This window comes from Rhodococcus sp. DK176 (assembly GCF_038447315.2).
In the GTDB taxonomy this organism is placed as follows: Bacteria; Actinomycetota; Actinomycetes; order Mycobacteriales; family Mycobacteriaceae; genus Rhodococcus_F; species Rhodococcus_F jostii_A.
In genome coordinates this window covers 2,609,830-2,622,865 of the sequence record NZ_CP118321.2, presented here as the reverse complement: position 1 = coordinate 2,622,865, position 13,036 = coordinate 2,609,830, and the positions used below count along the sequence as shown (strand labels likewise).

Below are 13,036 nucleotides of genomic sequence, written 5' to 3'. Positions count from 1 at the left end.
GTCACGAGCACTGCCGCTGGATGTGAGTACAGGCAGAACCTAGCCGACGGACACCGGGTCCTGCTCGTCCACGTCGTCTTCCGCTCGACCCGCCGTCGCGACGGCCTTGCGGTTGCGGACGATGCTGGAGATGAAGGCGGCACCGATGAGGGCGACGCCGACGAGTCCGGTGACGTTCTCGTTGACGTGGTAGCCGATGGACACCAGCAGGATCACGGCCAGTGCGCCGATGGCCCAGTGGGCGCCGTGCTCGAGGTACACGTAGTCCGACAGGGTTCCCTTGCGGACCAGGAACACCGTGATGGAACGGACGAACATCGCGCCGACGAAGCCGAGGCCGAGGGCGATGATGATCGGGTCGGACGTGATCGCGAACGCGCCGATCACACCGTCGAAGGAGAACGACGCGTCGAGGACCTCGAGGTAGAGGAACAGGAAGAACCCGGCTTTACCGGTGGCCTTGGCCAGCTCGGTCGGTCCGCCCTTGGACCCTTCGACCAGTTCGCCGTCTTCGTCTCCCTCGGGAGTGTTGAACAGCTCACCGAGACCGTTGACGGCGATGTAGGTGACCATGCCGAGGACGCCGGCGATCATCACCGTGGAGACGGTGTCCTCGGGGGCGATGTACGCGGCGGTGATCAGCAGCAGGGCGCCGGCGATGATGACGGCGAGCTGGTCGAGCTTGCCCGCGCGGGCGAGGGGCTTCTCCAGCCAGGACAGCCAGGTGATCTCCCGCTCTTCCAGGATGAAACCGAGGAACAGCATCAGCAGGAACATGCCGCCGAACGCCGCGATCTGCGGGTGGGCGTCGGTGAGCAGGGTTTCGTAGCTGGCGCTGCCGTCGGGGAAGTACGCGGCACCGTCGGCGGGCGGGTTGAGTGCCAGGTCGAGGGCGGCGACGGGGCCGAGGCCGGACGCGAGCCACACGATGACGAGGGGGAAGACCAGGCGCATGCCGAACACCGCGATGACGATGCCGACGGTGAGGAAGATCTTCTGCCAGAACTCGCTCATCCGGCGCAGCACGGTGGCGTTGATGACGGCGTTGTCGAAGGACAGCGAGATCTCGAGGATCGACAGGATCACCACGAGGAGGACGGCCTGGGGGCCTCCGTAGATCGCCGCGATGATCAGGGAGATCACCGTCACGGCGAAGGAGAGACCGAATATTCGCAGAACCACGAAGCGTGGCCTTTCTCTAGTGGGCATGCAGGGTGGCTACTGCAGGAGGACGAACACCGGGGGAGGGTTTCACGTCAGGGCCGTGAAACCCTCCCCCGGCTGGAGAACGAAACGACTGTCAGACGTTGACGCCGTAGTCGCGCGCGATACCGGCCAGCCCGGACGCGTAGCCCTGGCCGATGGCACGGAACTTCCACTCCGCGCCGTTGCGGTACAGCTCGCCGAAAACCATAGCGGTCTCGGTCGACGCGTCCTCGGACAGGTCGTAGCGGGCGAGCTCGTTGCCGTTGGCCTGGTCGACGACGCGAATGTAGGCGTTGCGGACCTGACCGAACGACTGCGAACGGGTCTCCGCATCGTAGATCGAGACGGGGAACAGGATGCTCTCGATGTTCGCGGGGACCGCCGCCAGGTTGACGTTGATCACCTCGTCGTCACCCTCGCCCGCACCGGTGGTGTTGTCACCGATGTGCTCGATCGAGCCGTCGGGGGAACGCAGGTTGTTGAAGAACACGAAGTGCTGGTCCGACACGACCTTCTTGTCGGCACCCGCACCGATGGCGCTGGCGTCGAGGTCGAAGTCGGTGCCGGTGGTCGAGCGGGCATCCCATCCGAGTCCGACAGCCACCGCGGTCAGGTTCGGCGCCTCCTTCGTGAGAGAAACATTGCCGCCCTTGGTCAAGCTGACGCCCATTCAGGGGTCCTTTCGAGAGGAGGTGGGTGGACCCTCGACAACTGTCGAAGTTCCGGGTTCGTCGTGCAACACCACGATAATGAATTTGTCCGACTTGTCCCATCCCGCGAACTGTCCACAGGTTTGTGCACAGGCAATTCCGGACCACTCGGTGTTGTCGGCCCGACCAGTACGATTCAGGACGTGACGAGCGGATGGGCGGGGCGCTTCCGAGGAAGAGCCCGGGGCGACGACTCGGCTCGTCGCGCCCACGACACGATGGTCGCAGCGTTTCTCGATATGGACAACCGGCAGAGCATCGCCGCCGCGGCCGTGGACGCCTCGGACCAGCTGACTCCGGAACGCGGAATCCGGCGGGCCTGGGAACCGGTTCGCGACGGGTGCTACCAGGCCGCGACGGCGTATCTGGCGGCGGAAGACCAATTCGAGAACGTGCAGACACCCGCGGCGGCCGCCGCGTACGAGCAGGTGACGCGGCAGTTGGTGGCGGCGACGCAGTCTCTCGACGAGTTCTATCGCACACATCGGGGCCATCTCGAGGAGTCGACCGCGATGCTGGCGGCCGTACCCCAACTCGCCCAGCAGGCGTTTCAGGTCGCCTCCGCGGCGCAGCAGCGGGTGCAGACCGAGGGCGGCGCGTACGCCGGCTACCCGTCGGTGCGCGATCGGGGTGCGGCACTCGACGCCGCAGTCGTGGCGCTGCAGGGTGCCCGTGGAGCCAACCCGGTCCGGGAAGCGGCAGCGCGTGTGCGGGAGGAGTCGGCGGCGCTCGAGAAGGCACTGGCCGCGGCCCCGTCCAAGGAACTGGACGCCGCTCACGCCGTGTCGTCGGTGACGACGAGGATCGCCGCGGTGCAGACGCGGGCGGAACGGCTCGCGCCCGCCTACTCCGCCCTGCTGCGCGAGTTCAACGCGGCCAGTTCGGCGGATCTCGTCCACAACGACCGCGAGAGCCGCAGGCACATCGAGCAGGCGCAAACCGATCTGCAGCAGGCGCAGAGGGCTCTGACCGCCGGGAATCCGGAGGGGGCGCTCGATCTGACCGCCGCCGCGCGGACCCATCTGGTCGACGCCGAGGCGAACGTCGACGGCGTCACCGATCGCCTGCTGTTGCTGCGGGAGGTCCGCGAGAACCCGCGGGCCAAGGAGAACGAGATCAGATTTCGCCTCCGCGACGCCCAGATGCTGGCTGTCAATCGTGGTCTCGTGCGGGAATGGGGGTCGGTCCTCGACGCTCAGCTCGAGCGGATAGACCGAATTGCAGGGACACTGACCGGGAGGCATCCCGACTACTGGGCGTACGTCGCCCAGCTCGATGCCGTGTCGGCGTTCATCGCCGAGGTGGTTCAGAAGATGAGAGGACGCACAGGACAGCGATGACACGGGGGGACGATGAGCATTAGCGAAGAGGTCACGACGGCGGCGGTGCGGCATGTTCGGCACTTCCACCACCTCGATCCCGAGACGCACGGCCGGCTGTTCCTGCACGCTCCGCAGGCGCTCGGGCCGGACGAGGATCGGACGGTGCTGGCCGTCGCGCTGGGCGCGACGCTGTACGTGCCTGCGACGAGGTCCGACCTCGCGGACACGATCCTTCGCCGGTCCGGTGACGGTGTCTGCTCGATGGTCCTGGACCTCGAGGACGCGGTGGCCGACGACCAGGTGGAAGCGGCGCTGCTCAACGCCGTCGACGCGCTCGATCGGCTCGCGACCCATGGTGGTGCGCGGATGCAGTTGTTCGTCCGGGTGCGGGCCGCCGAGGACCTTCGGCGGATCGCCGACCTGCTGACCACCGGCGTCGAGGTGTTGTCCGGATTCGTGATTCCGAAGTTCGGTGGTGCGACGGGACGTGCGTTCCTCGACGAGCTGGCCGCGGCGTCGGAGCGGCTCGGCAAGCACCTGTACGCGATGCCGGTGCTCGAATCGCCGGCACTGGTGCACCGGGAGACCCGCGACGACGAACTCGCGAAGATCGGCGAACTGCTCGTCGAACACCGCGAGCGGATCCTCGCCGTGCGCATCGGCGCCACCGACATGTGTGCCACGTTCGGCATCCGCCGCGACCGCGACCTGACGATCTACGACGTGCGAGTGGTCGCGGACGCGATTGCCGGCATCGTCAACTTCCTGGGCCGCGCCGACGACACGGGACACGTCATCACCGGTCCTGTGTGGGAGTACTTCGCCGACCACGAGCGGATGTTCCGGCCGACCCTGCGCGCCACGCCGTTCGAGGAGCACAACGAGGTGCGGTTCCGTCAGCAGCTGGTCAGCCGGGATCTGGACGGTCTGCTGCGGGAGATCGCCCTCGACCGCGCCAACGGCATCCAGGGCAAGACGGTCATCCACCCCACGCACGTCGCGGCCGTGCACGCCCTGTCCGCGGTGACACACGAGGAGTACCACGATGCGCTCGACATTCTCGGCGCCGAGAGCGTCGGCGGCGTCCAGGCGTCGGGGTATCGCAACAAGATGAACGAAATGCGCCCGCACCGCAGCTGGGCCGAGAAGACACTCGTCCGGGCGAAGGTGTTCGGCGTGACAAACGAGGGAATCACGTTCGTGGATCTACTGACCGCACTGGCCGTCCGATGAGCTCACCCACTGCCGTGCGCGCAGTGCCCTGGGCCACGGAACACCTGGGGTTGACGCTCGCCCACGTGGGTTCGGGCACGGGGCTGACCATCCCCGAACTCGTCGAGCCCGGCCTGCGGCGCAACCCGCGACGTGCCCACCTGCTCGTCTCGACGGTCCTCGGCAAGCACGTGCCCACCGACCCGGGTGCCGTGATCGGCGCAGGCGACCGCCTCGGCGATCTGGTCGCCGAGGTTCTCGGACCGGATGCAGATCCCGTGGTGCTCGGATTCGCCGAAACCGCAACAGGTCTCGGGCATTGTGTCGCGGCCCGGCTGCGCGCCCGGTGCTACCTGCACTCCACGCGCCGGGACGTACCCGAGATCGGGACGTCCGCCGGGTTCGAGGAGGGGCACTCGCATGCAACCAGCCACCAGTTGCAGCCGACGTCCGTCGAGTTGTTCACGGGCGATCGCCCTCTCGTCCTCGTGGACGACGAGATCTCCACCGGCGCCACCGCTGTGGACGCGATCCGCGCGCTGCACCGGCAGAATCCCCGTAGCCGTTACGTCGTGGCGTCGCTCGTCGACATGCGCGAGCAGGGCCACCGGGACGCCGTCGACGCCGCAGCCACCGAATTGGGAGTGCAGATCGACAGCGTGAGTCTGGCGGTGGGGCGCACCGAGCTTCCCGACGGCCTGATCGACTCGGTCGGTGCCCTTCCGCAACCGGTGCTCAACCCCATCGGTGAGCGGACCGGGACCGTCGATCGTGCCGACATACCGTGGCCCGCAGCGGTTCCGGAAGGTGGTCGGCACGGATTCCTGCGGGAAGACACCGAGGAGTTCGATGCGGCCGTCGCGTCGGCGGCCGCGGTGCTCCGGGACCGGCTCGACCCGCAGCGGCCGGTGATCGTCGTCGGACACGAAGAGCTGATGTACCTGCCCCTGCGAATCGCGGACGCGCTCGCCACGTCCGGTTTCCGGGTTCGATTCCAGACGACGACGCGGTCACCCGCCTACGTGCTCGACCAGCCGGGCTACCCGCTGCGCCGAGGATTCCGCTTCACGGCGCCCGAGAACGGTGAAGAGCAGCCGCGTTTCGTCTACAACGCCCAGTGGCCGGGCGAGGACGCCGTCGTGGTCGCGGTGATCGACACCGCGGCCGACACCGACCGGCTCACTGCGGCCGGCGGACTCCTCGACGTGCTCACCGCGTCGGGAACGGATGTGCTCCTGGCCGTCGTGTCCGGCGCCGACCCGCGGTCGCTGCGCGCCGCACGTGCGGGAGCGTCGACGTGACGGCGCCGCTGACCGGCCCGGCGTTCGGTTCGTACTCCACCGACGAGGTGGGCTGGCTGCTCAAGGATCTGTCGCACGTCGACCTCGAAGCCGATGTCGCCGAGCGGGAGCGCCGCATCCAGTCGGGTGAGTCCCACTACGCGGAGACGCTGCCCATCGAGTACCAGCCCGACGCGGAGTACCGCGAGCTGTTCGAGAAGGTGCTGCAGGACAGCTCCATCCGGCTGGCGCGCGCCGTGGGGACGGTCACCGACCTCGTGCTGGCCGAGCGGGGCCGCGACGTCACCCTCGTGTCACTGGCGCGTGCGGGAACCCCGGTGGGGGTGCTCATGCGCCGCTGGGCGCGGGACGTCCACGGGTTGACGCTGCCGCACTACGCCGTCTCCATCGTCCGCGACCGGGGGATCGACGCCGTCGCGCTCGACTACCTTGCGCGTCATCACGACTCGAAGAACGTGGTGTTCGTCGACGGCTGGACGGGCAAGGGCGCCATCGCCCGCGAGCTGTCGCAGGCACTCGCCGAGTACCGCGAAGCCGGTGGCGCCGACTTCGACGACGACCTCGCCGTCCTCGCCGATCCCGGGCACTGCGCTCGCACGTTCGGCACCCGCGACGACTTCCTGATCGCCTCCGCGTGCCTGAACTCCACCGTGTCGGGCCTGGTGTCGCGGACCGTCCTCAACGACACGCTGATCGGACCCGGCGACTTCCACGGCGCCAAGTTCTACGCGCACCTCGCGGGCGAGGACGTGTCCAACCACCTCCTCGATTCCGTCAGCGCGTCCTTCGGGGACGTGCGCGAGCACGTTCCCGGCGACGTCGAGGACCTGCTGCGGTCGGACCGCACCCCCACCTGGGACGGTTGGAAGTCCGTCGAGGCGGTCCGGGAGCAGTACGGGATCTCGAGTGTGAACTTCGTGAAGCCGGGCGTCGGCGAGACCACCCGGGTGCTGCTGCGCCGGGTGCCGTGGCGGGTGCTCGTCCGCGACCTCGACGCCCCGGAGCACGCACACATCCGGCTACTCGCCGCCGCGCGTGCGGTCCCCGTCGAAGAGGTTCCCGGCCTGGCATATTCGTGTATGGGCCTGATCAAGGATGTGACATGACCGCGCTGATCGCGACCGACCTCGACCGCACCATGATCTACTCGCGCGGGGCCATGGAACTCGCCGTCACCGAGAGCGACGTGGCCGAGCGGCCCGGCGACGAGGACCTCCTCTGCGTCGAGGTGTACGACGGCAAGCCGCTGTCCTACGTCACGTCGGCCGCCGAGGCCATGCTGCGCCGGCTCACCGCGTCCGCCGTGATCGTGCCCACCACGACGCGCACCGTTGCCCAGTTCCAGCGCATCGACCTGCCGGGGGCGCCGTGGCGGTACGCGATCACGACCAACGGCGGCAACATCCTCGTCGACGGGGTGCCCGATGCGGGTTGGCGGTCGGGTGTCGACATCGCGATGGCCGAAGGTGGAGCCTCGCTGGTGGAGGTCGGCGCCGAGCTGAGCCGCCGCATCGACGACAGCTGGGTGCGTTCGTCCCGGGTGGCGGACGAGTTGTTCTCCTACCTGGTCGTGGACCTCGACGCGATGCCGTCCGGCTTCGTCGAGGAGTGGAACGACTGGTGCGTCGACCGGGGATGGGGAGCGTCCCGCCAGGGTCGCAAGATTTACACGATGCCCGACGCGGTGTGCAAGGGCCGCGCGGTCGCGGAGGTCCGTACGAGGCTCGTCGACGACGGAGTGCTCGAGCCGGAAGCGCCCCTGCTGGCGGCCGGGGACGGGGCCCTCGACGCCAACATGCTCAGTGCCGCCGACGCCGCCATCCGCCCCCGGCACGGCGAACTCGAAACCCTCGACTGGCAGCACCCGACCCTGTCGGTCACCCGCAGTAGCGGTATCGCCGCTGGTGAGGAGATCCTGCGCTGGTTCGCGGATCGGGTCGCGCGGGGTGCGGGGACGACGGCCTTCGGCTCTCTTTTGTAGGTTGTAGGCAAACAGACCAAACGGGACAAACCCGACGCTCCCACAGTGAAGGAACCACCGCAGTGTCCACTCCGCTAGCCAAGGGTCAGAACGGCCCGCTGAGCGTCGACGACGTCATCGTCTCCCTCGAACTGACGGCCGCCGCCGACCTGTCCGCGCTGCTCGTCACGGACTCGGGGAAGGTCCGCTCGGACGCCGACTTCGTTTTCTTCAACCAGCCGACCGGTCCCGGGGTGCAACTCGTCCCCGGAGCCACCGGACAGGCGGCCTCGCTGAAGGTGTCGCTCGGCGCGGTGCCTGCCGACATCGCGCAGGTGCGCGCGGTCATCACCCTCGACGACGCCACCAGTAGCTTCGGCCGCTCCGCTCCGCCGACCGCCCGGGTCGCCGACGGCGCCGGAAACTCGCTGTACGAGTACAAGATCGAGGGGCTGAACTCCGAGTCGATCGTCATCGCGCTCGAGCTGTACCGACGCCAGGGCGCCTGGAAGGTGCGGGCCGTCGGGCAGGGCTACGCCGGCGGGTTCGCCGCACTCGTCACCGATCACGGCGTGTCCGTTGACGACGCTCCCGCACCCGCCGCCGCTCCCGCACCCGCCGCCGCTCCCGTCCAGCAGCCGCCGGCTCCCGCACCGGCACCGCAGGCCGCCTACCCGCCGCCGGCCGCACCGGTCGCGCCCCCGGCTCCCGCTGCACCCCCCGCGCCAGCCGCCCCGTCGGCTCCGGCCGAGGTCAGTCTCACCAAGGCGCGACCGGTCAGCCTCTCCAAGGGGCAGAAGGTCACGCTCCGCAAGGACGGTGGCGTCGCACTGACGTACATCCAGATGGGACTCGGCTGGGATCCGATCGAGAAGCGCGGCATGTTCGGGAACCGTTCCGCCAACGTCGACCTCGACGCGTCGGCGGTCCTGTTCGCGGACAACAACATGGTCGACGTCGCCTACTACGGCCAGCTGGCGTCGAAGGACGGATCGATCCGGCATCAGGGCGACAACCTCACCGGTGAGGGCGCCGGCGACGACGAGGTGATCCTCGTGGATCTCACCCGCATTCCGCCGCACATCTCGACCATCGTGTTCATCGTGACGTCGTACCGCGGGCACACGTTCGAGCAGGTGAAGAACGCCTTCTGCCGCCTCGTGGACACCACGTCGTCGGCCGAACTCGCCCGGTTCACGCTGCAGGGCGGGATGCCGTTCACCGGAATGGTGATGGCCAAGGTGTACCGGGTGGGCGGCGAGTGGAAGCTGCAGGCTATCGGTGAGGGTATTCAGGCCAAGCACGCCGGTGAGGCTGCGCCTCAACTCGGCCGCTTCCTCGGCGTGTAGGGGCGGCGGTGACGGTCCACCTCGTTCCGGGGCAGAACGCCCCGCTGCCGTCGCGCGTCCTGCGTTTCCGCGCGGTCGATGCGACGCCGATCGACGTTTCCGCGCTGATCGTGGACGGCGATCTCCGCACGCTGTCCTCGGACCACTTCGTGTTCTACAACCAGCGGCGCGCCGCCGGGGTGGAACTCGAGGCGGACGGAACGGTCCGGCTGCAGCTGGACGAGGTGGACGCCGCTGCGGCCGGTGTGCTCTGCGTGGTCAGTGTCGATCCGGCGTCCCCGAACGGTCCGTCGACGCTGTCCCGGGAGGGGCTGTCGGCCACTCTCACCGACGAAAATGGTCGTCCGCTGGTCGTTTTCGATGTTCCGCTGGTCGGTTCCGAGGCGGCCGCGATCTGCCTCGAGATCTACCGGCGCGGCACCGAATGGAAGGTGCGGGCCGTCGGGCAGGGATACGACGGCGGCCTCGCCGAACTCGTCACCCGGCACGGCGTCGAGGTGGACGAACCCGCACACCCTGTCGCCGAGGAGGTTCCGGCGACACCCGGTCCTGCGGGCATACCGCTCGACCCGGCCCACTCGTTCGAGAGAGCGTGGATGATCTTCGAGGACGCCGCCCGGTCCGCGGCCTCCTTCCGATCCTCCCGCGACTACGCGCAGGCGCGGCTGGACGACGAACTCTCCGAGTCGGTGGCCGACCCGTCCACACGCAACAGTCCGGCGGTCGTGCAATCGCAGGCCAGGGCGCAGGAGCGGTGCGATGCCCTCGTCGCCGAGGCTCAGCGCAAATTCGACGGCGAGACTTCGCAACTGGCCGACGAACTCCGCGCCATCGACCCGCTGCTGCCGCGGTCACTGGCCACCTTCGAATCCGCCGCCTGGACGAGCCCCGTCACCGGCAGCGCGGTAACGGACGGGCTGAGGCTCGGCGAGCTCTCCGCACCCGATCTCGGTGAGCTGCGGGTGCCGTTCTGCGTCCATTACCCGTTGGGGCGTCCGCTCTGGATCGTCGGCGATCCGGCCGAGGCCGCACCGGTGGTCGCGGCGCTGGCGGCGCGCATGCTGGTCGCGTCACCTGCGGCACAGCGGTTGGAGGTGGTCGACCTCAGCGGCTCGCTGCGCACGTTCACCGAACCCCTCGGCGCACTTCTGGCTTCGCCCGTCGTGTCCTCGGCGTCCGACATCACCGCCCGCCTCACCGCGCTGTCCGAGAGCGTCGACCTCGCAGAAATGGCGGCCCGCAGCGGAATCCGCGACACCCTGCCGGAGCCGCAGCTGGTGATCCTGGGCGACTTCCCGCACGGGTTCGGCGCCGAGGACGCCGCCCGCATCGTGCACCTCGCCGATCACGGTCCCGCGGTCGGGACGTCGCTGATCATCGTCGGCGACAGTGCCTCCGCGGATTCGGATCCGGGTGTCGCGGTACTCGAACGCATCGCGCAGCAGGTTCCGACGTCGGGGGTCCTCACCGTCTCCGACCCGTGGACCGGCAACGACTGGATCCTGACACCCGACCGGCTCCCGGACCACCCCCTCCACCGAGCCTCGGTGCTGGATTCACTGACCGGGCAGTAGATCCCTCGCCGCGAACTCGCGTCACTCGTCGGGCAGTTCGACCCCGAGTTCGAGGGCCTTCGCGGCGACGGCGTCCGGGAAGACGTTGCGGAACAGGAACAGGTCCTGCCCGATCACCCAGCCGGGGGCGAGTTCGGTGGCGTAGCGCTCGAAGTAGCCGAGCTGCTTCCCGAACAGGACGAGTTCCTCGGGGCTGGCGACGCCCCATTTCTTGCCGATGCCGATCAGCGCCATGATGAGTTCGCTGAGCCGCAGCTCACCGAGGTCCCGGCCCAGTAGCGGTGCGAGGGCGGCGGCCACCTGGAGTCCGATCTCGTCGTCGGTGGCGTCGTTGTCCGTCGCGTAGCCGAGGCTCCGGATTCCGCGTGCCATCCGGGAGAAGTCGCCGTCGATCAGAGTCGCGTAGAACATGTCGCGCAGGATCTGCCGCCACGAATCGGGGAGCTCACCGACGATGCCGAAGTCGAGCATCGCGATGCGTCCGTCGTCGAGGACCCACAGGTTGCCGGCGTGCACGTCGCCGTGGAACGGGCCGTGGAGGATGACGGACTCGATCCACACCTTGACGCCGCGGCGGATCAGCATGCGGGTGTCCATGTGGACGAGGTCGGGGAACCGGTCGAGCGGCAGGCCGTACATGCGTTCCATGCAGATGACGTGCGGGCCGCAGTAGTCCCAGTACACCTCGGGGGTGGTGACGCCCTTGTTGTCGCCGAACGCCCCGATGTTGGTCCGGAACCGGGCCTGCCGGTCGGCCTCGACCGCACTGTTGAGTTCGGTCATCGTGGCCGCGTGGAGGTCGCGGATGATGGCGGTGGCGTTGGCGATGCGGAAGAACTCGAACAGCTTCTCGAGGATCCGCGCACCCCAGTACGCGGTGCGCAGGTCCACCACCATGCGCCGGAAGATGTCGGGGCGTTGCACCTTGATGACGGCTTCCCTGCCGTCGGGGAGTACGCAGCCGTGGACCTGCGCGACGGAGGCGGCGGCGAGGGGGACGTCGTCGAACGACGCGAACAGCGCGTCGACGGGATGGCCCAGGTCGGCTTCGATGACCCGGCGGGCCTCCTCGGCGGGCACCGGCGGCACGTCGTCGAGACATCGCAGACACGCGTTGGCCAGCGGGGCGGGGAACACCCCGGAGGACGACGCCATCAGCTGACCGACCTTGACGAATGTCGGCCCCAGCACTTCGAAACCGTTGACCAGGCCCTCCGACGCCGCGTCCGCAAGGGTGCGGCCGCGACGTCGGACAGGCCAGGTGACCAGCGCGAACAGGGTGTAGGCGACGACGACCACGCCGATGACGAGCGCCCGCCACAACTCCGCGGCACGGAAATGGTCGAGGCTCGCGGAGTGCACGGTCAGGGCTGCAGGTGGCGGCCCCGAAGCGTACGGGCCGACTGGACGTGCCGTTGGCTCTTGCACAGTTCCTACCTTGCGTTCAGTCCCGCCTGCCGTTCAGAAGGGGACCATACCCCGACCGTTTCGGCGAACCCCTTTCGGTATGCGGTACCCGCCATCACATCATTTCGTTAGCAGAACTCAGAGTCCCAGCGCGCCTGCGAGTTCCCGCAGGGCAGGCACCGGATCGTCACCTGCGGGGAGTACCTGGATGGCCACGTGATCGGCGCCCGCGTCGAGGTGTTCCCGGAGGCGACCGGCGACGTACTGCGTGTCGCCGTGGGCGACGAGCGCGTCGATGAGGTCGTCGCTGCCGCCGTTCTCGATCTGCTCGTCGGTGTACCCGAGCCGTTTCAGATTGTTGACGTAGTTGCGCAGGTGCAGGTACGGATCCTCGACGGCCGAACGTCCGATGGGGCGAGCGCGTTCCGGATCGGTGTCCAGCACGACCTTCTGCTCCGGCGCGATCACCGGGCCCGGGCCCAGCAGTTCCCGCGCTTCACGGGTGTGCTGCGGCGTGGTCAGGTACGGATGGGCGCCGGCGGCGCGGGCTGCGGACAGTTCGAGAACCTTCGGACCGAGGGCGGCCAGGACGCGTCGTCCCGCCGGGACGCCGGCACCATCGAGGGCGTCGAGATACTCCACGAGCGCGGCGTACGGCTTGCTGTAGTTCAGGCCGGGCTGTTCGGGATGGCCGACGCCGATGCCGAGGAGGAAGCGCCCTGGATGACGCGCTTCGAGCCGGTGAAACGAGGTAGCGACCTCGTCGGCGGGGGCGGTCCAGATGTTCACGATTCCGGTCGCGACCGTGATGGTGGATGTCGCGTCGAGCAGGCGCTCGGCGACGTCGAGGTCGGCAGGCGGGGAGCCGCCGATCCAGATCGCGCCGTAGCCTGCCGATTCGATCGCCGCACCCACCTCAGGGGCCAGTCCGCCGGCGTGACGCCAGACGCCGAACTGTCCGAGCTGCGGGGTTTCTGCTGTGGTCTCCGTCATGT

General features: G+C 68.7%; 11 protein-coding genes. 7 read left to right on the top strand and 4 right to left on the bottom strand.

What is annotated here, in order from left to right:
• Nucleotides 1–39 precede the first annotated feature (39 nt).
• Both PSR88_RS12370 and PSR88_RS12365 read right to left on the bottom strand, forming a co-directional pair.
• The gene (locus PSR88_RS12370; protein ID WP_009475138.1) at nucleotides 40–1,182 is read right to left on the bottom strand and encodes a DUF475 domain-containing protein; all 1,143 of its coding nucleotides are present in this window, start codon (nucleotides 1,180–1,182) and stop codon (nucleotides 40–42) included.
• Between the two features lie 118 nt (nucleotides 1,183–1,300).
• Nucleotides 1,301–1,876, bottom strand: a complete 576-nt coding sequence (locus PSR88_RS12365) for a TerD family protein (protein ID WP_009475137.1) — start codon at nucleotides 1,874–1,876, stop codon at nucleotides 1,301–1,303.
• 258 nt (nucleotides 1,877–2,134) lie between these two features.
• On the opposite strand from PSR88_RS12365, the gene PSR88_RS12360 reads away from it, so the two are divergent.
• From PSR88_RS12360 to PSR88_RS12330, 7 genes are all read left to right on the top strand, one after another.
• Nucleotides 2,135–3,256, top strand: coding sequence for a hypothetical protein (locus PSR88_RS12360; RefSeq protein ID WP_029539185.1), 1,122 nt, complete (start codon nucleotides 2,135–2,137; stop codon nucleotides 3,254–3,256).
• Between the two features lie 12 nt (nucleotides 3,257–3,268).
• On the top strand, nucleotides 3,269–4,471 hold the full coding sequence (locus PSR88_RS12355; protein WP_016882585.1) for an HpcH/HpaI aldolase/citrate lyase family protein: 1,203 nt from the start codon (nucleotides 3,269–3,271) through the stop codon (nucleotides 4,469–4,471).
• Nucleotides 4,468–5,751, top strand: coding sequence for a phosphoribosyltransferase family protein (locus tag PSR88_RS12350; RefSeq protein ID WP_016882586.1), 1,284 nt, complete (start codon nucleotides 4,468–4,470; stop codon nucleotides 5,749–5,751). Before PSR88_RS12355 ends, PSR88_RS12350 begins: the two co-directional genes overlap by 4 nt.
• Entirely contained in the window at nucleotides 5,748–6,857 is a 1,110-nt protein-coding gene (locus PSR88_RS12345; RefSeq protein WP_011595179.1) for a cysteine protease StiP family protein, read from the top strand. Before PSR88_RS12350 ends, PSR88_RS12345 begins: the two co-directional genes overlap by 4 nt.
• Nucleotides 6,854–7,732, top strand: a complete 879-nt coding sequence (locus PSR88_RS12340) for a hypothetical protein (RefSeq protein ID WP_016882587.1) — start codon at nucleotides 6,854–6,856, stop codon at nucleotides 7,730–7,732. The genes PSR88_RS12345 and PSR88_RS12340 overlap by 4 nt, the downstream gene beginning before the upstream one ends.
• Before the next feature lie 62 nt (nucleotides 7,733–7,794).
• Nucleotides 7,795–9,060 (top strand): TerD family protein, encoded by a 1,266-nt coding sequence (locus PSR88_RS12335; protein WP_011595177.1) that lies wholly within the window; start codon nucleotides 7,795–7,797, stop codon nucleotides 9,058–9,060.
• Between the two features lie 8 nt (nucleotides 9,061–9,068).
• Complete coding sequence (locus tag PSR88_RS12330; protein ID WP_016882590.1) at nucleotides 9,069–10,634, top strand: TerD family protein; 1,566 nt, start codon at nucleotides 9,069–9,071, stop codon at nucleotides 10,632–10,634.
• Between the two features lie 21 nt (nucleotides 10,635–10,655).
• Here PSR88_RS12330 and PSR88_RS12325 read toward each other — a convergent pair whose 3' ends face one another.
• The gene (locus tag PSR88_RS12325; RefSeq protein ID WP_011595175.1) at nucleotides 10,656–12,062 is read right to left on the bottom strand and encodes an ABC1 kinase family protein; all 1,407 of its coding nucleotides are present in this window, start codon (nucleotides 12,060–12,062) and stop codon (nucleotides 10,656–10,658) included.
• A gap of 117 nt (nucleotides 12,063–12,179) precedes the next feature.
• The gene (locus PSR88_RS12320; RefSeq protein ID WP_011595174.1) at nucleotides 12,180–13,034 is read right to left on the bottom strand and encodes an LLM class F420-dependent oxidoreductase; all 855 of its coding nucleotides are present in this window, start codon (nucleotides 13,032–13,034) and stop codon (nucleotides 12,180–12,182) included.
• Nucleotides 13,035–13,036: the final 2 nt, after the last annotated feature.

Excerpts from the sequence above, each read along its gene's own strand:
- PSR88_RS12365 (WP_009475137.1), bottom strand. The coding sequence starts at position 1,876 with ATGGGCGTCAGCTTGACCAAGGGCGGCAATGTTTCTCTCACGAAGGAG.
- PSR88_RS12360 (WP_029539185.1), top strand. The coding sequence starts at position 2,135 with ATGGTCGCAGCGTTTCTCGATATGGACAACCGGCAGAGCATCGCCGCC.
- PSR88_RS12355 (WP_016882585.1), top strand. The coding sequence starts at position 3,269 with ATGAGCATTAGCGAAGAGGTCACGACGGCGGCGGTGCGGCATGTTCGG.
- PSR88_RS12350 (WP_016882586.1), top strand. The coding sequence starts at position 4,468 with ATGAGCTCACCCACTGCCGTGCGCGCAGTGCCCTGGGCCACGGAACAC.
- PSR88_RS12340 (WP_016882587.1), top strand. The coding sequence starts at position 6,854 with ATGACCGCGCTGATCGCGACCGACCTCGACCGCACCATGATCTACTCG.
- PSR88_RS12320 (WP_011595174.1), bottom strand. The coding sequence starts at position 13,034 with ATGACGGAGACCACAGCAGAAACCCCGCAGCTCGGACAGTTCGGCGTC.